The sequence below is a fragment of the Phytohabitans sp. LZ39 genome (assembly GCF_059359075.1).
Window position 1 is genome coordinate 92,128 of sequence record NZ_JCADBM010000016.1, and the last position, 19,328, is coordinate 111,455.

21 protein-coding genes are annotated in these 19,328 nt (G+C 69.6%); 5 read left to right on the forward strand and 16 right to left on the reverse strand.

Features of this window, described 5'->3' with window-relative positions; translation table 11 throughout:
* The first annotated feature begins 29 nt into the window (after window positions 1-29).
* Window positions 30-875, forward strand: a complete 846-nt coding sequence (locus AC5L36_RS28130; protein ID WP_441221607.1) for an ABC transporter ATP-binding protein — start codon at window positions 30-32, stop codon at window positions 873-875.
* Between the two features lie 61 nt (window positions 876-936).
* On the forward strand, window positions 937-1,725 hold the full coding sequence (locus AC5L36_RS28135) for an ABC transporter permease (protein WP_441221608.1): 789 nt from the start codon (window positions 937-939) through the stop codon (window positions 1,723-1,725).
* Between the two features lie 262 nt (window positions 1,726-1,987).
* Here the strand turns inward: AC5L36_RS28135 and AC5L36_RS28140 are convergent, their stop codons facing one another.
* On the reverse strand, window positions 1,988-2,842 hold the full coding sequence (locus tag AC5L36_RS28140; protein WP_441221610.1) for a 3-hydroxyacyl-CoA dehydrogenase family protein: 855 nt from the start codon (window positions 2,840-2,842) through the stop codon (window positions 1,988-1,990).
* Window positions 2,843-2,922: 80 nt separating this feature from the next.
* Here AC5L36_RS28140 and AC5L36_RS28145 point away from each other — a divergent pair, with 80 nt between their 5' ends.
* Window positions 2,923-3,249, forward strand: coding sequence for a hypothetical protein (locus AC5L36_RS28145; RefSeq protein WP_441221612.1), 327 nt, complete (start codon window positions 2,923-2,925; stop codon window positions 3,247-3,249).
* On the opposite strand, the gene murA is transcribed toward AC5L36_RS28145, so the two are convergent.
* The gene (gene murA / locus AC5L36_RS28150) at window positions 3,236-4,528 is read right to left on the reverse strand and encodes a UDP-N-acetylglucosamine 1-carboxyvinyltransferase (protein WP_441221614.1); all 1,293 of its coding nucleotides are present in this window, start codon (window positions 4,526-4,528) and stop codon (window positions 3,236-3,238) included. The two genes, AC5L36_RS28145 and murA, sit on opposite strands and share 14 nt — an antisense overlap.
* A 64-nt stretch (window positions 4,529-4,592) precedes the next feature.
* On the opposite strand from murA, the gene AC5L36_RS28155 reads away from it, so the two are divergent.
* Window positions 4,593-5,153, forward strand: a complete 561-nt coding sequence (locus tag AC5L36_RS28155; protein WP_441221615.1) for a cob(I)yrinic acid a,c-diamide adenosyltransferase — start codon at window positions 4,593-4,595, stop codon at window positions 5,151-5,153.
* On the forward strand, window positions 5,150-6,229 hold the full coding sequence (locus tag AC5L36_RS28160) for a hypothetical protein (protein ID WP_441221617.1): 1,080 nt from the start codon (window positions 5,150-5,152) through the stop codon (window positions 6,227-6,229). The genes AC5L36_RS28155 and AC5L36_RS28160 overlap by 4 nt, the downstream gene beginning before the upstream one ends.
* A 227-nt stretch (window positions 6,230-6,456) precedes the next feature.
* On the opposite strand, the gene AC5L36_RS28165 is transcribed toward AC5L36_RS28160, so the two are convergent.
* The 14 genes from AC5L36_RS28165 to AC5L36_RS28230 form a co-directional block, all read right to left on the reverse strand.
* Complete coding sequence (locus tag AC5L36_RS28165) at window positions 6,457-6,894, reverse strand: DUF2550 domain-containing protein (RefSeq protein WP_441221618.1); 438 nt, start codon at window positions 6,892-6,894, stop codon at window positions 6,457-6,459.
* 10 nt (window positions 6,895-6,904) lie between these two features.
* Window positions 6,905-7,186, reverse strand: coding sequence for a F0F1 ATP synthase subunit epsilon (locus tag AC5L36_RS28170; protein WP_441221620.1), 282 nt, complete (start codon window positions 7,184-7,186; stop codon window positions 6,905-6,907).
* An 85-nt stretch (window positions 7,187-7,271) separates the two neighbouring features.
* The gene (locus AC5L36_RS28175; protein ID WP_441221873.1) at window positions 7,272-8,408 is read right to left on the reverse strand and encodes an LCP family protein; all 1,137 of its coding nucleotides are present in this window, start codon (window positions 8,406-8,408) and stop codon (window positions 7,272-7,274) included.
* A 118-nt stretch (window positions 8,409-8,526) separates the two neighbouring features.
* On the reverse strand, window positions 8,527-9,966 hold the full coding sequence (gene atpD / locus AC5L36_RS28180) for a F0F1 ATP synthase subunit beta (RefSeq protein ID WP_441221622.1): 1,440 nt from the start codon (window positions 9,964-9,966) through the stop codon (window positions 8,527-8,529).
* Entirely contained in the window at window positions 9,966-10,895 is a 930-nt protein-coding gene (locus AC5L36_RS28185; protein WP_441221624.1) for a F0F1 ATP synthase subunit gamma, read from the reverse strand. Before AC5L36_RS28185 ends, atpD begins: the two co-directional genes overlap by 1 nt.
* Before the next feature lie 9 nt (window positions 10,896-10,904).
* Entirely contained in the window at window positions 10,905-12,548 is a 1,644-nt protein-coding gene (gene atpA / locus AC5L36_RS28190; protein ID WP_441221626.1) for a F0F1 ATP synthase subunit alpha, read from the reverse strand.
* 40 nt (window positions 12,549-12,588) lie between these two features.
* On the reverse strand, window positions 12,589-13,410 hold the full coding sequence (locus AC5L36_RS28195) for a F0F1 ATP synthase subunit delta (protein ID WP_441221628.1): 822 nt from the start codon (window positions 13,408-13,410) through the stop codon (window positions 12,589-12,591).
* Window positions 13,410-13,946, reverse strand: a complete 537-nt coding sequence (locus AC5L36_RS28200) for a F0F1 ATP synthase subunit B (protein ID WP_441221875.1) — start codon at window positions 13,944-13,946, stop codon at window positions 13,410-13,412. Before AC5L36_RS28200 ends, AC5L36_RS28195 begins: the two co-directional genes overlap by 1 nt.
* A 26-nt stretch (window positions 13,947-13,972) precedes the next feature.
* Window positions 13,973-14,200 (reverse strand): ATP synthase F0 subunit C, encoded by a 228-nt coding sequence (locus tag AC5L36_RS28205; protein ID WP_173039464.1) that lies wholly within the window; start codon window positions 14,198-14,200, stop codon window positions 13,973-13,975.
* 63 nt (window positions 14,201-14,263) lie between these two features.
* Window positions 14,264-15,040: a F0F1 ATP synthase subunit A gene (atpB, locus tag AC5L36_RS28210; protein ID WP_441221630.1), complete on the reverse strand. Its 777-nt coding sequence runs from the start codon at window positions 15,038-15,040 to the stop codon at window positions 14,264-14,266.
* 15 nt (window positions 15,041-15,055) lie between these two features.
* Complete coding sequence (locus AC5L36_RS28215; RefSeq protein WP_441221632.1) at window positions 15,056-15,271, reverse strand: AtpZ/AtpI family protein; 216 nt, start codon at window positions 15,269-15,271, stop codon at window positions 15,056-15,058.
* 203 nt (window positions 15,272-15,474) lie between these two features.
* The gene (locus AC5L36_RS28220) at window positions 15,475-15,903 is read right to left on the reverse strand and encodes a hypothetical protein (protein WP_441221633.1); all 429 of its coding nucleotides are present in this window, start codon (window positions 15,901-15,903) and stop codon (window positions 15,475-15,477) included.
* Window positions 15,900-17,168 (reverse strand): serine hydroxymethyltransferase, encoded by a 1,269-nt coding sequence (gene glyA, locus AC5L36_RS28225; protein ID WP_441221635.1) that lies wholly within the window; start codon window positions 17,166-17,168, stop codon window positions 15,900-15,902. Before glyA ends, AC5L36_RS28220 begins: the two co-directional genes overlap by 4 nt.
* Window positions 17,169-17,257: 89 nt before the next feature.
* Window positions 17,258-19,324 (reverse strand): transglycosylase domain-containing protein, encoded by a 2,067-nt coding sequence (locus tag AC5L36_RS28230; protein WP_441221637.1) that lies wholly within the window; start codon window positions 19,322-19,324, stop codon window positions 17,258-17,260.
* Between the last annotated feature and the right edge of the window lie 4 nt (window positions 19,325-19,328).

Here is a 19,328-nt window from a genome sequence, read left to right on the forward strand (position 1 = left end):
TGGTGAAAATGGCCACTACTGTGTCTGCCATGGAATTCGCGATCTCGGCGCACGGGCTGCGCAAGTCGTACGGCGACATCGCCGCCGTCGCCGGGCTCGATCTGGAAGTACGGCACGGCGAGGTCTTCGCCCTCCTCGGCCCGAACGGGGCCGGCAAGACCACGACGGTGGAGATCCTGGAGGGCTACCGCAAGCGCGACGGCGGCGAGGTGCGGGTTCTCGACCACGACCCGGCCGCCGCGAACGCCGAATGGCGCGCCCGGGTGGGGATCGTGCTCCAGGGCACCGGCGAGTTCGAGGAGCTGACCGTCGGCGAGCTCGTGCGTCACTTCGCCGCGTTCTACCCCAAGCCCGACGACCCCGACGAGGTGATCGCGCGCGTCGGGCTGACCGGCAAGGCGAAGGCGCGCACGCACGGCCTCTCCGGCGGGCAGAAGCGGCGGCTCGATGTCGCGCTCGGCATCGTCGGCCGCCCCGAGCTGCTCTTCCTGGACGAGCCGACGACCGGCTTCGACCCGGAGGCACGCCGGGAGTTCTGGCAGCTGATCCGCGAGCTCAACACCGCCGGCACCACGATCATGCTGACCACCCACTACCTCGACGAGGCCGAGGCACTCGCCCATCGGGTGGGGGTGATCGCGGGCGGGCGGCTGGTCGAGGTCGCCGAGCCGAGCCGGCTGGGCCACCGGGAGCAGGCGCCTGCCACAGTCTCGTGGCGTACCCCCGATGGCACGGTGGAGTCCGCGGAGAGCGACACGCCGACGGCGCTGGTGGCCGAGCTGGCCGCGCGCTTCGACGGCGAGATCCCCGGCCTGACCGTCACCCGTCCCACGCTCGAAGACGTCTACCTGCGCATGATCGGAGCGGCAGCGTGAGCGAGCGCGGCAGGCGACGCCTACCCACGACGACGGTGAGCGAGCGAAGGACGGCGGCACAGTGAGCGTGGACCTCGCCCGGCGGCAGGGCATCGTCGAGCTGAAGCAGTTCACGCGCAGCCGCGAGGCGGTCGTCTTCACGATGGCGTTCCCGGTCATCATGATCTTGATCTTCGCCTCGATCTTCGACGGCGACATCGCGCCGGGGGTCAAGTTCACGCAGTACTTCATCACCGGCATGATCGCGACCGGCCTAATGACGGTCGGCTTCCAGAGCCTGGCCATCCAGATCCCCATCGAACGCGACAAAGGGGTCCTCAAGCGCTACCGCGGCACACCGATGCCCAAATGGGTCTACTTCGCCGGCAAGGTGCTCATGGTGGCCGGCATCGGCGTGGCGGAGGTGGCGATCCTGCTGGCCGTCTCGATCGCCCTCTTCGACCTGGAGGCCCCCGCGTCGGCGGGCAAGTGGTTCACGTTCGCCTGGGTCTCGATCCTCGGGCTGAGCGCCTGCACGCTGTGCGGCATCGCCTTCTCGTCGGTGCCCCGCAACGCCCGCGGCGCCACCGCGGTCGTCACCCCGGTGGCGCTGGTGCTCCAGTTCATCTCGGGCGTGTTCTTCGTCTTCACCGACCTGCCGGTGTGGATGCAGCAGGTCGCCGCGATCTTCCCGCTCAAGTGGATGTGCCAGGGCCTGCGCTCGGTCTTCCTCCCCAACTCGTTCGCCGCCGCCGAGCCGGCCGGCAGCTGGGAGCTGGGCAAGGTCGCGCTGATCCTGGCCGCCTGGTGCGTGGTCGGCCTGGTCCTCTGCGTCCGCACCTTCAGCTGGCAAAACAAGTACAGCCGCTAGGCCCCTCACAACAAAAGATTTGAGCTACCGCGACGTCCGCGGTGGTCCGGACCGCTGCTCCCGCGGCCTCACCCTCCGCGCCACACGACCATCGTGCGGAGAGAGCGGCGCGGCGCCTAAAGTGCGGCGCCGCGCCCACCACTCGCCTGCGCTATCCCGACGGTCGGAGCGCTTGAAGGGTAACCGCGACCAACGGCGGATGGGTGAGGCCGCGGGAGCGACGGTCTGGACCACGACGGACGTCGCGGTAGCTCAAATGAATTTAGGCCTTGTAGTCGTAGAAGCCCTTTCCTGTCTTGCGGCCCAGGTCGCCGGCGGTGACCATGCGCTGGAGCAGCTCCGGCGGGAAGAACTTCTCGTCGGCGGTGTCGGTGTAGATGTTGCGGGTGGCGTGCAGCAGCACGTCGACGCCGGTCAGGTCGGTGGTGGCGAGCGGGCCCATCGCGTGGCCGAAGCCGAGCTTGCACGCGACGTCGAGGTCTTCCGGCGAGACCACGCCCGACTCGACGAGCTTGACCGCCTCGACCACCAGCGCGGCGATCAGGCGCGTGGTCACGAAGCCGGCGATGTCGCGGTTGACCACCACGCACGTCTTGCCGATCTCCTCGGCGAAGGCCCGCGCGGTGGCGAGCGTGGCGTCCGAGGTCTTGTATCCGCGGACGAGCTCGCAGAGCTTCATCATCGGCACCGGGGAGAAGAAGTGCGTGCCCACGACCGACTCGGGCCGTTGGGTGGCGGCGGCGATCTGGGTGACCGGGATGGCGCTCGTGTTGGTCGCCAGCACCGCCTCGGGTCCGCAGATCTTGTCGAGCTGGCGAAACACCTCCTGCTTGACGTCGAGCCGCTCGAAGACCGCCTCGACCACGATGTCGGCCTCGGCCGCCGCCTCGAGGTCGGTGGTCGTGGTGACGCGTCCCAGCGCGGCCTCGACGTCGCCCGGCTCGATCGTGCCCTTGCTGGCGAACTTCTCCAGCGAGCGCCGGATGCCCTCCACGCCCCGCCGCGTCGCGGTGTCATCAAGGTCACGAAGGGTAACCGTCCAACCGGCCCGCGCCGCTACCTGGGCGATGCCCGAACCCATCAGACCGGCCCCGATGACCGCCAGTCGACCCGCCATGCTCTCACTCCTCAACTCGTTCCCTGTGGATGGATGCTAAACGACCATTCAGGATGACCTTGAGGTGTCACACTGACGCCATGGCGCTGGCCGACAGCTGGTACCTGGTCGGGCCGCTGATCGCGTTCGCGGTCGTGGGTGTGATGGCCGCCGTGCTGCGCTGGGCCCTCGCGCGGGACCAGCTCCAGGCGACACCCCCACTGGCCGACGACTTCGGGCTGCTGCGGGTGGCCGCGCTCGTCGACCGGCTGGAGATGGCCCAGGCGGTGCGGAGCACGCTGCGGCAGGCCGGCATCCGCTCCACGTTCTCGACCGGGCTGGACGGGCTCATCAAGATCCTCGTGTTTCCGGACGACGCCGGACGGGCGCGGCGGGTGCTGGAACGCGACTCCTCTACTGGAACGTGAAGGTCGGCTCCTCGGGCGCCGCGACCCGCTCGACCTTGACGCCCATGGCCCGGAGGTTCGGCACGAAGTCCGGGTAGCCGCGGTCGATGTGGTGCACGTGGGAGACCTCGGTCATCCCGTCGGCGCAGAGTGCGGCCATCACCAGCCCGGCGCCGGCCCGGATGTCGGTGGCCCGCACCGGCGCGCTGGAAAGCCGCTCCCGCCCCTGCACGACCGCGTGGTGCCCGTCGGTGCGGATGTCGGCGCCGAGCCGGACCATCTCGTTTACGAACATGAAGCGGCCGTCGAAGATGTTTTCGGTGACCAGCGAGGAACCGTCGCTCACCGCGGCGAGGCCGATCGCCATCGGCAGGAGGTCGGTCGGAAAGCCTGGAAACGGCAGCGTGACCACGTCGACCGCGGTCGGCCGCCGGTCCATCTGCACCCGAAACGCGTGCGGCCGGGTCTCCACCAGCCCACCCGCCGAGATCACCTTGTCGAGGGCGATCTCCAGGTGGGCGGGGTCGACGCCGGTCACGGTGACGTCTCCCTGTGTCATCGCCGCGCCGAACGCCCACGTGCCGCCCACGATGCGGTCGCCGATGGTGGCGTGACGCACCGGGCGCAGCTCGCGCACACCCTGCACGCGGAGCGTGGACGTGCCGGCCCCCTCGATGCGCGCGCCCATCTCGGTGAGCATCGTGCAGATGTCGACGATCTCCGGCTCGCGGGCCACGTTGTCGATGACCGTCTCACCACGCGCCAGCACGGCCGCCATCAGCAGGTTTTCGGTCGCGCCCACGCTCGGGAAGTCGAGCCAGATCGTCGCGCCGCGCAGCCCGCGCGGCGCCGAGGCGATGACGAAGCCGTGCTCGCCGGTGATCTCCGCGCCCATCCGGGCCAGGCCGTCGATGTGCATGTCGAGCCCGCGCGCGCCGATCGCGTCGCCACCGGGGTGGGCCACCCGCACGAACCCGCGCCGGGCCAGCAGCGGGCCGAGCACGCAGATCGAGGCGCGCAGCCGGCGCACGAGGTCGTAGTCGGCCTCCGTGCCGGTCTCCTCCGGCACGTCGATCGAGACCTCGTCGCCGGCGTACTCCACCGTGCAGCCGAGCCGCCGCAGCACCTCGCCCATGATCGCGATGTCCGTGATGCGAGGGATGTTGCTCACCACGCTCCGGCCGGGCGCCAGCAGCGCCGCCGCCATCAGCTTGAGAGCCGAGTTCTTGGCGCCGACGACGTGTACCTCGCCCGCCAGCCGCGCCCCACCGAGCACCTGGATCACATCCACGTCGGCCATCGTAGAAGCCCCGCCCGCTGCCGTGTCGGCGGCGGTGAGCGCTGACGGTCGTACGCTAAGGCTCATGGCCGTCCACCTCACCCGGATCTACACGAAAGCCGGCGACACCGGCACGACCCGGCTCGTCAACAACGAGAAGGTGTCGAAGACCCACCCGCGCATCTCGGCGTACGCCGACGTGGACGAGTGCAACGCCGCGATCGGGGTCGCGCTCGCGCTGGGGCAGCTCGCCGACGACGTGCGGGAGGTGCTCTCCACTGTGCAGAACGACCTCTTCGACGTGGGCGCCGATCTGGCGAATCCCTCGTCGGAGCCGGGGCTCAGGGTGACCGAAGCGTATGTGACCCGCCTCGAGGGCTGGTGCGACGACTTCAACGCGCGACTGTCCACACTCGACTCCTTCGTGTTGCCGGGTGGCACACCGGGTGCCGCGCTGCTGCACGTGGCGCGCACGGTCGCGCGCCGCGCCGAGCGTGCGGCGTGGACGCTCGTGGAGACCGATCCCGAACGAACCGGCACCCTCCCGGCAAAGTATCTCAATAGGCTGTCGGATCTGCTGTTCATCCTGGCGAGAACGGCGAATCCCGACGGCGACGTGCTCTGGGTGCCGGGCGCCAATCGATGAGACGTGGAGCGCTGGTCTTCGGTGTGCTGGCGCTCGTGTCCTGCTCATCGCCCTCGTCACCCTCGTCGCCGCAGGCTTTGACCTGGCGGGAGGTCACCTTCCCAGCCGCCGGCGCCACCGTCCAGGACGTCGCCTTCTGCGACGATCACTGGCTCGCGGTGGGTGGGCTGGCGACCGGACCCGCGGCTTGGCGGAGCACGGACGGCACGACCTGGACCGCGGTGCGGCTCGCGCCCGTCAGCTTCTACGGCAGACAGAGCACGATTTCCACGGTCGCCTGCCGGGGCGCCGACGCCGTGGCGGTGGGCGCCGCGTCGGGCGGTGCGCACGGCAACCCGCGCACGAGCACGTGGCGCAGCCGCCCGGACGGGAGCTGGCTGGAGTACGAGCCGGCGTTCACCCAGTTCGGCGGACAGGACTCGGTCGGTGTCGGCGCGGCCGCCGCCTCACTGGCCCCACCCGCCACGTGGGCGATCGTCGGCAACTGGCTCGGCCCCGACGGCTCCCCCGGCCCCGCGCTGTGGCATTCGGCGGACGGGGCGACCTTCGAGCGCTCGCTCGTCGCGCCGGGATCGTCCGCCCGTGGCACGGACGTGGCACCCCTGCCGGGTGGCGGCTGGCTGGTGGCCGGCGAGGCGTACGGGGCCACGCTCACCGGCGCATCCTGGACCTCCGAGGACGGCGCGACGTGGGCTCCGGTCCCGGTGGGCGGCCCGCTCGCGCTGGTCACCCCGCACGGCGACGGCACGCTGGGCGTCGGCCCGGCCGGCGCGTGGTGGTTCGACGGCAAGACCTGGCAGCGACGCGGTGGCTTCGGCGACGCGGGCGGCTGGCGCTTCCTGAGCCTGGCCGCCGCCTCGCCCGGCGGGCTGGCGGTCGTCACGGCCGCCACCGGCTCCACATGCCGCATGTGGACCACGCGCGACGGCGGCACGACCTGGGCGGAGGCCACGATGCCGGTGTCCCTGCCGGTGACGGCCGAGACGGTCGCCGCGATCGCCGTGCACGGCGACACCGTGCTCCTGGCCACGGATGACGGCACGGATGCCCGCCTCTGGCTCACGACCGCGCCGTAACACTCGTGCGCCGTTTCTCCGGGCTCGTCGGTTGGCTATCGCCAGATGTTCGTCGCGGCAGCCCGAGTCTCTGTCTTGAGTAGATCTTGTCCTGAGCTACCGCGATGTGCGTCGTGGTCCGGACCGCTGCTCCCGCGGCCTCACCCGATAGACGGGGCAGCTCGACAGCATGGCCGCGCGATACGCGGGGTCCGGGGCGCTGGAGCGAGCGGGACCGAGAAGGATGGCTAGTGGGTGGCTAGAAACGAGGAGACCGCCCCGGGTGGGGCGGCCTCCAGCCACGACATGAAGCCTGTCACCGTCGACTTGGCCATGGCGATCTCGACGGGCGCCTGGTGGCTGACACAGCGCAGGATCACCCAGTCGGCGGGCATGCTCATCAGCTCTTGGCCCTCGGGCTTGCGCCGCCGCTCGACCACCAGGCCGTTGCGGGAGAGGCGGCGCTTGGGGCGGATGGCGAGGCTGAGAAAGCGGTAGAAGCGCAGCTCGTCACCGACGAAGCGGCCGATGCCGGGTGACCAGCCGCGGCCATCGAGCATTGTGGACACGCGCAGACTCAGCCTGATGGTGCCGGAGCCGGCCATGAGGGCACGGCGGACGAACAGGATCGCCACGAAGGCGAGCAGGATGAGAACGCCGACCCCGATCCACTCCAAGACCAGCATCGGCGCGCCGTCAGCGGGCGGCTGGAGTGGCCTGCTCGGCGCTCTCGGCGAGCACCGTCACGCCCTGGTCCGTTATGGAGAGGAAGCCGCCGGCCACGTCGTAGGCGATCTCCTCGCCGCCGGAGACCTTGACCCGGACCTGGCTCGGCTCGGCCAGCTGGCCGAGCAGTGGCGCGTGGCCGGGGAGCACACCCAGCTCACCCTCGGTGGTCCGCGCGACGAGCATCTCGGCCTCGCCGGACCAGACCTTTTCCTCGACGGCTACGACCTCGACGTGCAGCTGGCTTGCCACGCTGTCTCCTCGGCAACTCTGGGGATTACAGCGAGTCTAGTCAGCCGACCGGCACCCGCCCCCACGAGGGTGGCGTGTAACACAGTCACTTGTTGACGAGCTCGGGGTGCGAGGCCATGAACGTATCGACGGTGTCGCGCCGCACCGCGTCGAAGAAGTCTTCGGACGGAGGCAGGAGCCGCTCGCCGCGGTAGTTGCTGCCCTTGCCCACGCCTTCACCCGGCAGCTTGACCATGGTGATCGAGCTGGAACGGATATTGCGCAAGGTGATGGCGTAGTCGACCACGCTGTGGCCGCGGCCGTTGAAGGTCAGCGACTGCCCGGCGGCGCGCAGCACGCTGTCGAGCTTGAGCGGGTTGGTCACCACGTCCTTGCTGAACGCCTGGTCGACCATCGCCTTCAAGAACTGCTGCTGGTGGCGCTGCCGCACGTAGTCGCCGCCGACCGTCTTGCGCTGCCGCACGATGTCGAGCGCCTCCCAGCCCTTGAGGTGGTGGGTGCCCTTCTTGTAGAGCTTTTGCGAGCCCACGTAGCCGTCGCCCCTCGGGTTGCCGTCGCGGCCGCTGCCGTCCGGCTTGAGGTGCTCGGAGCGGATGTCCATGTCGAGGGTCATCGTCACCCCGCCCATGGCGTCGACGATCTTGCGAAAGCCCTGGAAGTTGACGATCGCGCCGGCGTCGAACCGCTTGATCCCGGTGTAGCGGGTGATGGTCATGGCCAGCAGCTCGAAACCCTTCGCCGAGTCGGGCTTTTCCTGGCCGGGCACGCGGCTGCCGTACGCCATCGCGGCGTTTATCTTGTCGCGCCCGCCCCCGAAGTCAGCCTTCGGAAAGGGTGGGATCTCGACGAGCAGGTCGCGCGGGAGCGAGAAGAGATACGCCCGGTCGTGCGCGTCGGGCACGTGCAGGATGAGGATCGAGTCGGAGCGGGGCGGCTCGTTGGGGTTGTCGAGCCGGGGGTCGATGCCGACCAGCAGGATGTTGAGCGGGCCCTTGATGTCGGTCTTCGGCTCTTCGGACGCGGCGGCCTGGTCGCCGAACAGGTCTGCGGTCTTGACCGAGCCCTCGTAGCGGGAAAGCAGCACCTCACTGGCTAGCAGCGTGCCCCCGCTGCCCAGGACGAGCAACGTGCCGAAAATGGTGCACAGCACGGCCCATCTGGGCAGTCGACGCTTAGCCTTGCCCAACTCGACCCTCCCATCACGGATCCCCTCTACAGGTATGACGGATCAGAGGGCGTGAAAGTGTGCTACCCAAAATTAGCCCGGCATAGACCGAGGCGCCCGCCGGATATGGCGGACGCCTCGGGCCGAACAGGTGCAGAACACCCCGAAAGAAGGATCAGTCGTTCTTCATCAGCTCGCGGGCGTTGCGCTCCAGGTCATCGAGGCCGCCGCACATGAAGAAGGCCTGCTCGGGGAAGTGGTCGTACTCGCCCTCGCTGATCTTCTTGAACGCCTCGACGGTGTCCTTGATCGGCACGAAGGAGCCCTCGATGCCGGTGAAGACCTTCGCCGCGTAGGTGTTCTGCGACAGGAAGCGCTCGATCCGGCGGGCCCGGCCCACCGTGATCTTGTCTTCTTCGGAGAGCTCGTCCATGCCGAGGATCGCGATGATGTCCTGGAGGTCCTTGTAGCGCTGGAGGATCCGCTTGACCTCGGACGCCACCGTGTAGTGCTCCTGCCCCACGAACTCGGCGGCGAGGATGCGGGACGACGACGCCAGCGGGTCGACCGCCGGGTAGATGCCCTTGTCGGAGATCGACCGCTCCAGGTTGGTGGTCGCGTCCAGGTGGGCGAACGTGGTGGCCGGCGCCGGGTCGGTGTAGTCGTCGGCGGGCACGTAGATCGCCTGCATCGAGGTGATGGCCTGGCCGCGGACCGAGGTGATCCGCTCCTGGAGCTCACCCATCTCGTCCGCCAGCGTCGGCTGGTAACCCACCGCCGACGGCATGCGGCCGAGCAGCGTGGAGACCTCGGAACCGGCCTGGGTGAACCGGAAGATGTTGTCGATGAAGAGCAGCACTTCCTGCTTTTGCACGTCGCGGAAGTACTCGGCCATCGTCAGCGCCGACAGTGCCACCCGGAGGCGGGTGCCCGGCGGCTCGTCCATCTGGCCGAAGACCAGCGCGGTCTTGTCGATGACGCCGGTCTCGGTCATCTCCAGGATCAGGTCGTTGCCCTCGCGGGTGCGCTCGCCGACGCCGGCGAACACCGAGGTGCCACCGAAGTTGTTGGCGACCCGGATGATCATCTCCTGGATGAGCACCGTCTTGCCCACGCCGGCGCCACCGAAGAGGCCGATCTTGCCGCCCTTCACGTACGGGGCGAGCAGGTCGAGCACCTTGATGCCGGTCTCCAGCATCTCGGTCTTCGGCTCGAGGTCGGCGAACGCCGGCGGCTTGCGGTGGATCTCCCAGCGGTCCTTGATCTCGAGCTTCTCGCCCTCCTTGAGGTTGAGGCACTCGCCGATCGCGTTGAACACGTGGCCCTTGGTGGCGTCGCCGACCGGCACCGAGATGCGCGCGCCGGTGTCGCGCACCTCGGCGCCCCGGACCAGGCCGTCGGTGGGCTGCATCGAGATCGCGCGGACCAGGTTGTCACCCAGGTGCTGGGCGACCTCCAGGGTCAGCGTCTTGTCACCCTCGGCGAGCGACACGTCGACATGCAGCGCGTTGAAGATCTCGGGCATCGCGTCGCGCGGGAACTCGGCGTCGACGACCGGGCCGATGACCCGGACCACGCGGCCCGTGGCGGTCTTGGTCTCTGCTGGAGCAGTCATCACACATCACTTCCCGCCGCGGCGAGCGCGTCCACGCCGCCGACGATCTCGCTGATCTCCTGGGTGATCCCGGCCTGACGCGCGGAGTTCATCTGGCGCGTGTAGCTCTGGATCATGTCTTCCGCGTTGTCCGTCGCGCTCTTCATCGCGCGCCGGCGGGCCGCCGACTCGCTCGCCGCCGAATCGAGCAGGGCGGCGTAGATGCGCGTGTTGATGTACTTGGGCAGCAGCGCGTCGAGCAGCGCCTCCGCCTCCGGCTCGAACTCGTACGCCGGGAGCAGACCCTCCGACCGGGGCCGGTCCTCGACCTCCATAGGACCGATGATCCGGGTTGTCGGCGCCTGCGTCATCAGCGACTTGAACTCGGTGTACACGATGTGCAACTCGTCAACGCCCTGCACGCCATCCGGACCGGAGTGGTCTTCGCCGTCGTCCGCGCCGTGGATGAACGCCTTGATCAGCGTCTCACCCACCTCGCGCGCGTCCGCGAACGCCGGCTGCTCGGAGAAGCCGGTCCAGCTCGCCTCGATCGGCCGGTTGCGGAACCGGTAGTACGTCACGCCCTTGCGGCCGATGACGTACAGGACCGGCTCCTTGCCGTCTTCTCGCAGGCGCGCCATCAGCGACTCGGCCGTCTTGATCGCGTTCGAGCTGTAGCCGCCGGCCAGGCCGCGGTCGCTCGTGATGAGCAGCACCCCGGCCCGCCGCACCTGGGGGCGCGCTGTCAGCAGCGGGTGGTCGACGCTGGCGTTCGACGCGAGCGCCGTCAGCACGCCGGTGATGGCCTGGGCGTACGGCAGGGAAGCCGCCACCCGTGCCTGGGCCTTGGCGATGCGGCTCGTCGCGACGAGCTCCATCGCCTTGGTGATCTTCTTCATCGACTTCGCCGAGCGGATCCGTTGACGAAGAACGCGAACCTGGGCCGCCATCGATCGTCCCTACTGCTTCTCGGTGGGGGTGTCGCGGTAGCGGGTCACGGTCTCGTGCTCCTGCTCGCCCTCGAGGGCCTTGGCCTCCTCCTCGTGACCGAGCGGGCTCTTCTCCGTGGCAAGGAACATCTGCTTGAACTTCGCGATCGCCTCGTCGAGTGCGTTCGTGATGTCGTCGTCCCAGTTGTTGTCCGCGATCGACTGGAGGGTCGGCTTGTACGAGTGGCGCAGGAACTCGAGGAACTCCGACTCGAACCGCCGCACCTCGTTGACCGGTACGTCGTCGATCTTGCCCTCGGTGCCGGCCCAGATCGAGACGACCTGCTCCTCCACCGGGTACGGCGAGTAGTTGGGCTGCTTGAGCAGCTCGACCAGGCGCGAGCCGCGCTCGAGCTGGTTGCGGGAGGCCCGGTCGAGGTCGGAGGCGAAAGCGGCGAACGCCTCGAGCTCGCGGAACTGGGCCAGGTCGAGCCGCAGCCGGCCGGCCACCTTGCGCAGCGGCTTGACCTGCGCGGCGCCACCCACCCGGGACACCGAGGTGCCCACGTTGATCGCCGGCCGCACGCCCTGGTTGAACAGGTCGGCCTCCAGGAAGATCTGGCCGTCGGTGATCGAGATGACGTTGGTCGGGATGAACGCCGAGATGTCGTTGGCCTTGGTCTCGATGATCGGCAGGCCGGTCATCGAGCCGCCGCCCATCTCGTCGGAGAGCTTGGCGCAGCGCTCCAGCAGCCGGGAGTGCAGGTAGAAGACGTCACCGGGGTACGCCTCGCGGCCCGGCGGGCGGCGCAGCAGCAGCGACACCGCGCGGTAGGCCTCGGCCTGCTTGCTCAGGTCGTCGAAGACGATGAGGACGTGCTTGCCGGCGTACATCCAGTGCTGTCCGATGGCCGAACCGGCGTACGGCGCGAGGTACTTGAAGCCGGCCGGGTCGGAGGCGGGCGAGGCGACGATGGTGGTGTACTCCATCGCCCCGTGCTCTTCGAGGATGCCCTTCACCGACGCGACCGTGGAAGCCTTCTGGCCGATCGCGACGTAGATGCAGCGCACCTGCTTTGCCGGGTCGCCGGACTCCCAGTTGGCCCGCTGGTTGAGGATCGTGTCCAGCGCGACGGTGGTCTTGCCGGTCTTGCGGTCGCCGATGATCAGCTGCCGCTGGCCCCGGCCGATCGCGGTCATCGCGTCGATGGCCTTGATGCCGGTCTGGAGCGCCTCTTTCACCGGCTGGCGGGCCATCACGTTGGGCGCCTGGAGCTCAAGCTCGCGGAAGCCCTCGTTTTCGATGTCGCCGAGGCCGTCGATCGGCGCGCCGAGCGGGTTTACCACGCGGCCCAGGAACTTGTCGCCGACCGGAACGGAGAGCACGCGGCCGGTGCGCTTGACGGGCTGGCCCTCCTCGATGCCGGCGAACTCGCCCAGGACCACGACACCGATCTCGCGGACGTCGAGGTTGAGGGCCACGCCCAGCGTGCCGTCCTCGAACTCCAGGAGCTCGTTGGCCATCGTCGAGGGCAGGCCCTCCACGTGGGCGATACCGTCACCCGCGTCGGAGACGGTGCCGACCTCCTCGCGGGAGATGTCGGGCGTGTACGAGGAGACGTAGCGCTCCAGGGCGCCGCGGATCTCCTCCGTCGAGATGGTCAGCTCGGCCATCCTCAGCTTCCTTCTGGGTTCGAGTGGTACAAAGCGGGCCTTAGCGCTTCGCGAGCGCGTTGCGTGTATCGGTGAGCCGGCGCAGGACCGTGCCGTCGTACAGGTCGGAGCCGACCCGCACGCTCATCCCGCCGAGGATCTCCGGCCGCACAACCTGCTTGACGGAGACCTCTCGACCGTACAGTTCGGCGAGCTTGGCGCCCAGCCGGCGCTCTTCCTCGTCGGTCAGCGCGGCGGCCACGGTGACGTATGCCACCTGGCGGTCCCGCCGATCCGCGGCCAGCTCGACAAGCCTCGTCAGCGCGCCGTCGAACGAGCGCCCCCCGAAGCCGGCGAGAGCCACCTCGACCAGCCGGACGGTCACCGGCTTGGCCTTCCCGTCGAGTAGCGCTTTCGCCAGGGTGACCCGCTGCGACGGCGGCGCGACGACGTCGCCCAGCGCACCGGCGAGCGCCGGGTCACCGGAGACGACCTGCCCGAAACGGAACAGCTCGTCTTCCACCTCGCCGAGGTCGCCGCCGCGCTCGGCGCTGGCCAGCAGGGCCTCCACGCCCAGCCGCTCGGTCGCGTCGAGCAGCTCGGACGGCGCCGACCACCGCCCGGTGACGAGCGCGCCGACCATCTCGACGGCCGGCTTGCCGACCTTGTTGCCGAGCAGGCCGGACAGCAGACCCTGGCGGTCTTCGCCGCCGCGGGCCGGGTCGGAGAGCGCCCGGCGCAGCCGCGGCTCGCGCCGCAGCAGGTCGGCCACCGCGAGCACGTCGGCGGCGGTGCCGGCGATCGTCTCCGGGTTGGCCCGGCGGGCGTGCGCCTCCAGCCGCTCGGCGGCGGCGGTGTACGACTCCCGGCTGGCTCCCTGCATCAGCGGGCCCCGGTGCTCTCGAGGTCGGAAAGGAACCGCTCGACCGTGCCCTTGCGCCGCGCCTCGTCGGCCAGCGACTCACCCACGATCTTGCTGGCGAGGTCGACGGCGATCGTGCCGACCTCGGCCCGCAGCTCGCGGACGATGGTCGCCCGCTCGGCCGCGAGTTGCTCCTTGCCCGCCGCGATGATGCGGTCGGACTCCTCCCGCGCCTTGGCGAGGACGTCCTGCCGGATGCCCTCGGCGTCGGCGCGCGCGTCGTCCCGGATCCGGGCGGCGTCCGTGCGTGCCTCGGCCAGCTGGGCACGGTACTGCTCCAGCAGCTGGTTTGCCTCGGCCTGCGCCGCCTCGGCCCGCTTGATGCCACCCTCGATGGCCTCGACCCGCGCCTTGAAGGTCTGCTCCATGCGCGGGAAGACGAACTTCATCAGCACGTAGCAGAGCAGCGCGAACGCGACGGTGCCGACCACGATCTCCTGCCAGAGCGGGATGATCGGGTTGTGCTCCTCGGCCCCCTCGGCGGCGAGCAATTCCAACATGGGAACCTCCCTTCGGAAGGCTGTCAGCCAGCCCAGATGAAGCCGAACGCGACACCCAGCAGGGCGAGCGCCTCGACCACGGCGAAGCCGATCCAGACGAACGGCTGGGTCAGGCGGGACGACTCGGGCTGGCGCGCAGTCGCCTGGACGTAGCTGGCGAAGATCAGGCCGACGCCGATGCCGGGGCCGATAGCGGCCAGGCCGTAGCCGATGGCGGCGGTGCTGCCCGTTACCTCAGCGAGCAGTGGCATAGCTGTACTTCCTCCTGGTTATCGCGGCGTGTCGGTCACGCGCGGGACGACAGAACTTACAGATCAGTGCTCTTCGGCGAGCGCGCCCTGGACGTAGCTCGCGGTCAGGACCGTGAACACGTACGCCTGAAGGACGATGACCAGCGCCTCGAGGAACGTCAGCGCGATGGCCATCAGCCACGACACGACGGACACCGGCGCGAGCCAGGCGTTCGAGTTGAGCATTACGAAGCCGCCGAGCGTGAACACCAGCAGGATCATGTGGCCGGCGAACATGTTCGCGAAGAGCCGGACCGCCAGCGTGAACGGCCGGAAGACGAAGGTCGAGATGAACTCGATCGGCACCAGCAACGGCAGGATGAACCAGGGCGCCGGTGGGATAAGCGAGTTCTTCATGTACTTCGCGAAGCCGTGCTGGCGAATGCCGACGAAGTTGAAGAGCACCCAGCTGATCACCGCGAGGATCGCCGGGAACGCGATGTGCGAGTTGGGCGACATCTGGATGCCGGGGATGATGCCGAAAAGGTTGGTCAGCAACACGAAGCAGAAGAGCGTCGTCAGGTACGGCGCGAACCGGATCCCGTCGTGCCCGATCAGGTCTCTGGCCACGTTGTTACGCACGAATCCGTAGATGGACTCGGCGATCCACTGCCGCTTGGTCGGCACCAGCTTGGGGTCACGGTAGGTGACGAGGAAGAAGATGATGAGGGCCGCGACCGCCACCCACACCAGCACCGTGACCTTCGTGAACCAGGGGTTGGTGCCATCGACGATCGGCGGCAGGTAGAAGTCTTCGACGCTTGGCGGCCACGGGATCTCCGCCGCAAGACTGGTGCTCAAGACCCTGCCCCTCCTCTAGACGCCCAGCCGGCGGACAACCAGATAGATGCCCCCGGCCGCGCCGACCACCGATCCGATCCCGATCGCGATGCCACCGAGATCAAGCCAACGGTCGACCAGCCAACCGATGAAGCCCCACACCGCGATGCCCGCGATGAGATAGCTAATCGCCACCCACCCCTGCCCGGCACCGCCGCCGTCAGGAGGTTGGGGGGATTGGTCACCGGCCATGACGCGCCGAACCATATCAGGGAGGATTGTTGAGGGTGCGACTCACCCCCCACGCAAGAGCCTTGTGCGGGCGGCTGAGAGACTGGAGTCGTCTGTGCCCGTACGCTACTCCTCCAACGCCACTCCAGTCGCCCGCCGTTCGCCGGGTGTTCGCCATCTGGATGAGACGCCGGTCACTCCGTAGCCGCTTGTCGATGCCCTGCCTATTGGATCGCGCGTTCGCGCGAACGTGGCCATACCCGGGTGAGCCACCAGATATGCACGCCGGTCCAGGCGACGATCCCCGCGGCAACACCCCAGCCGAACGGCACGAGGCCGGGCCAGTCGCTGGTGCCGACCAGGATCATCACGCCGGCCAGCAGGCTGTACTTCATCACGTAGAGCCCGACGCCGAACGGCAGCACGAGGCGGGGATTTTGCTTGTCGGCCCAGGCGAGCACCACTGTGGACAGTGTGAAGCTGGCGCTGGGCAAGGCGACGCCGATCGCCGCGCCGAGCGCGCCGGCCCCGCCCCGGGTGAGCCCGCCGACGATCGCACCGAGCACGATGGCCACCGCGCTCGTCACCAGCAGCGTGGGCAGGTGCCGCAGGCGCCAGCGCCCGTCGTCCGTGACCTCCGCCGGCGCCGTCATCGGGGGTACGCCGGGTAGGTGCGGACCAGCTCGGCGACCTCGGTGCGCACGTCGTCGAGGGTGCGCCCGCCCGCCGCCGGGTCGGTGCGCACCGCCTTGGCGATCAGCCCAGCGATCTGCCGCATCTCCGCCTCCCGCATGCCCTGGGTGGTCACGCTCGGCGTGCCCACCCGGATCCCGGAGGCGACCATCGGCTTCTGCGGGTCGTACGGGATCGCGTTCTTGTTGAGTGTGATCGAGGCGGCGTCGCACCGCTCCTCCGCCTCCCGCCCGGTGACGCCCACGTCGCGCAGGTCGATCAGCGCCAGGTGGGTGTCGGTGCCGCCGGAGACCGGCCGCATCCCCTCGGCGGCCAGCCCGGCGGCGAGCGCCTGCGCGTTTTTGACCACCTGCGTCGCGTACCCCTGGAAGTCGGGCAGCGACGCCTCGCGGAGGGCGACCGCCTTCGCGGCGACGGCGTGCATCAGCGGCCCGCCCTGGGTGAAGGGGAAGACCGCCTTGTCGATGCGCTCGGCCAGCCCGGCGCGGCACAGGATCATGCCGCCGCGCGGCCCGCGGAGCACCTTGTGCGTGGTGAACGTGACGACGTCGGCGTGCGGGACCGGTGAGGGGATCGCCTTGCCCGCGACGAGCCCGATGAAGTGGGCCGCGTCGACCAGCAGGTAGGCGCCGACCTCGTCGGCGATCTCGCGGAACGTGGCGAAGTCGATCAGCCGGGGATACGCGGTGGCGCCACAGATGATCATCTTCGGGCGGTGCGCCAGCGCCAGCTCGCGCACCTCGTCGTAGTCGATCAGCTCGTCGTCCTTGCGCACGGTGTACCCGACGGTGGCGAACCACTTGCCGGAAAAGTTGACCTTGCTGCCGTGGGTCAGGTGGCCACCGTGCGGCAGGTCCATGGCGAGCACCGTGTCGCCCGGCTGGAGCAGCGCCGCGTACGCCGCGAGGTTGGCGCTCGCCCCGCTGTGCGGCTGGAGGTTGGCGTGGTCGGCGCCGAACAGCTCCTTGGCCCGCGCGATGCCGATCTGCTCAGCCTTGTCGACCTCGGCGCAGCCGCCGTAGTAGCGCCGCCCGGGGTATCCCTCCGCGTACTTGTTGGTCAGCGTCGAGCCGAGCGCGGCGAGGACCGCCGGCGAGGTCAGGTTTTCGCTCGCGATGAGCTGGAGGCCGCCGCGCACCCGGTCGAGCTCGCCGAGCACCACGGCGGCGATCTCCGGGTCGGTGGCCTCGAGCGCCGCGAAGTCAGGCCCCCAGAAAACGCTCATGCCCGTCCTCGCTTCGCTGCGGGCGGGCACGAGGCTCCAAAAACGCTGTGCCCACTGATTCGCTCGCTCCGCTCGCTCATTGGGGCAGTTTAGGGGCCGCCGAAGGCGGCGCCGGCGCTCGGAGGGGTGAAGCCCTTCTCCGGCTGGCCGGAAAGGGCGGAGGCCATCGTGCGGGCGACCGCGATCACCACGTCCCGCTGGATCGCCGAGCCGACGTGATCCTGCGGGTCGTCCGGGTTGGCGGCGATCGATGCGACCGCCAGCTCCGGGGTGAACCCGACGAACGACTCCGTCGAGGCGTCCTCCGAGGTACCCGTCTTGCCCGCCACCGGCCGCCCGCCCAGGATCTGCGAGACCTGCTCGGCGGTGCCGCCGTCGCAGCGGCTGAACGCGGACTGGTCGCCGACCGGGCAGCGCGCCGCGTCGGTGGCCGCGCGGGCCACGTCTTCGCTCACCACCCGCTCGCACTTCGGGTCACCGGCGGCCACCTTCTTGCCGGACGGGTCGGTGATCGACAGCACCGGCGTCGGCTTGCAGTACATGCCCTCGGCGGCCACCGTGGCGTACGCGTTGGCGAGGTCGAGCGGCGTGGTGGCCGCGACGCCGAGCGTGAACGAGCCCCACCCGGCCGCGTTGTCCTTCGCGAAGTTGGCGTCGCTGTCGGCCCGGAACGTGATGCCCAGCCGCTGCGCCATCTCGACCACCTTGTCGGCGCCGACCTGCTGCTCCAGCCACACGAAGTACGTGTTGACCGAGCGCCCGAAGCCGGTCCACATCGTGCGGTAGCCGTCCATCCACGACGGGTTGGCGTTGCTCGGGCACCACTTGCCGTCGCAGCTGCCCTCGCCGCTGGCCGGGTACTGGGAGACGAAGCGGGCGGGAGCGTCGAAGCCGGTGTCCAGGCTCCGCCCGGACTCCAGCGCGGCCAGCATCGTGAAAAGCTTGAACGTCGAACCGGCCTGGTACCCGTCGATCGCACCGCCGCCGGCGATCAGCTGGTTGGTGGTGTCCTTGAGGCTGTAGTGGCGGTTGACGGCCATCGCGAGCACGCGCCCCGTGCCGGGCTGGACGACCGCCATCGGCGCCGCGCGGTCGCTGCCGTACCCGTACACGTCGAGCACGTTGCGCTGGGCCGCCTTCTGGACATCGGGGTCGAGCGAGGTGACCACCGAGTACCCGCCCTGGAGCAGGTTGCGCTCGCGGTCCTGCGGCGTCGCGCCGAACTCCGGCTGGGCCATCCACCACTGCCGCACGTAGTCGCAGAAGAAGCCCCACGTGTTGTCGCTCGCCGCGGTGCAGCCGCTGGGCATCTCGGTGGGCTTGAGGCGGAGCGGCTCGGCCTTGGCCTCGGCCGCCTGGGCGGGAGTGATCTTCCCGGTACGGGCCATCGAGTCGAGCACGTAGGCCCGGCGCTCCAGCGCCCGGTCCTTGTCGCCGCCGATCGGGCTGTCCGCGTCGGGCGACTGCACGAGGCCGGCGAGCAGGGCCGCCTCGGCGAGCGTCAGCTTGTCCGGCTCCTTGGCGAAGTAGCGCTCGCTGGCCGCCGCGATGCCGTACGCGCCGGCGCCGAAGTACGCGATGTTCAGGTACCGGCTGAGGATCTCCTGCTTGGACAGCTCCTGCTCGAGCGCGACCGCGTACCGCATCTCCTGGATCTTGCGGCCGGCGGTGTCGGCGGTGGCCTCCTCGCGCTGCTTCTCGCTGAGGCCGGGGTCGGTCTTGAGCACGTTCCGGACGTACTGCATGGTCAGCGTCGAGGCGCCCTGCTCGACCTTGCCGCCGGAGCCGTTCGCGACGAAGGCACGGATGACGCTGCGCAGGTCGACGCCGCCGTGCTCGAAGAAGCGGGCGTCCTCGGCCGCCACGATCGCCTGCTGCATGACCGGCGCCACGTCGTCGAGCGGCACGTCTTCGCGGTTGACGTCGTAGAAGCTGGTGATCAGGGTCTTGCCGTCGTTGGCGTAGACGTACGAGCGCTGGGCGGGCGGTGGCGTCTTCAGGTCGCTGGGCAGGTCCAGAAACGCGTCGCTGGCTGACTTGGCGGTCAGTGCCAGCACCGCGTTGGCGGGGAAGACCGCCGCGGCCAGGGCCAGGCCGGCGAGCACGCCGCAGAGGACAAGGGTCACGAGTTTGGAGAGCACAGACCGGGCACGCACCCGC

What these genes read in the sequence shown, in the direction of transcription:
- glyA (WP_441221635.1), bottom strand. Translation starts at nt 17,168, where the DNA reads ATGAGCGTTTTCTGGGGGCCTGACTTCGCGGCGCTCGAGGCCACCGAC.
- AC5L36_RS28160 (WP_441221617.1), top strand. Translation starts at nt 5,150, where the DNA reads ATGAGACGTGGAGCGCTGGTCTTCGGTGTGCTGGCGCTCGTGTCCTGC.
- AC5L36_RS28215 (WP_441221632.1), bottom strand. Translation starts at nt 15,271, where the DNA reads ATGGCCGGTGACCAATCCCCCCAACCTCCTGACGGCGGCGGTGCCGGG.
- AC5L36_RS28140 (WP_441221610.1), bottom strand. Translation starts at nt 2,842, where the DNA reads ATGGCGGGTCGACTGGCGGTCATCGGGGCCGGTCTGATGGGTTCGGGC.
- AC5L36_RS28165 (WP_441221618.1), bottom strand. Translation starts at nt 6,894, where the DNA reads ATGCTGGTCTTGGAGTGGATCGGGGTCGGCGTTCTCATCCTGCTCGCC.
- AC5L36_RS28155 (WP_441221615.1), top strand. Translation starts at nt 4,593, where the DNA reads ATGGCCGTCCACCTCACCCGGATCTACACGAAAGCCGGCGACACCGGC.
- atpD (WP_441221622.1), bottom strand. Translation starts at nt 9,966, where the DNA reads ATGACTGCTCCAGCAGAGACCAAGACCGCCACGGGCCGCGTGGTCCGG.
- atpA (WP_441221626.1), bottom strand. Translation starts at nt 12,548, where the DNA reads ATGGCCGAGCTGACCATCTCGACGGAGGAGATCCGCGGCGCCCTGGAG.
- AC5L36_RS28195 (WP_441221628.1), bottom strand. Translation starts at nt 13,410, where the DNA reads ATGCAGGGAGCCAGCCGGGAGTCGTACACCGCCGCCGCCGAGCGGCTG.
- AC5L36_RS28145 (WP_441221612.1), top strand. Translation starts at nt 2,923, where the DNA reads ATGGCGCTGGCCGACAGCTGGTACCTGGTCGGGCCGCTGATCGCGTTC.
- AC5L36_RS28205 (WP_173039464.1), bottom strand. Translation starts at nt 14,200, where the DNA reads ATGCCACTGCTCGCTGAGGTAACGGGCAGCACCGCCGCCATCGGCTAC.
- AC5L36_RS28220 (WP_441221633.1), bottom strand. Translation starts at nt 15,903, where the DNA reads ATGACGGCGCCGGCGGAGGTCACGGACGACGGGCGCTGGCGCCTGCGG.
- AC5L36_RS28130 (WP_441221607.1), top strand. Translation starts at nt 30, where the DNA reads ATGGAATTCGCGATCTCGGCGCACGGGCTGCGCAAGTCGTACGGCGAC.
- AC5L36_RS28185 (WP_441221624.1), bottom strand. Translation starts at nt 10,895, where the DNA reads ATGGCGGCCCAGGTTCGCGTTCTTCGTCAACGGATCCGCTCGGCGAAG.
- murA (WP_441221614.1), bottom strand. Translation starts at nt 4,528, where the DNA reads ATGGCCGACGTGGATGTGATCCAGGTGCTCGGTGGGGCGCGGCTGGCG.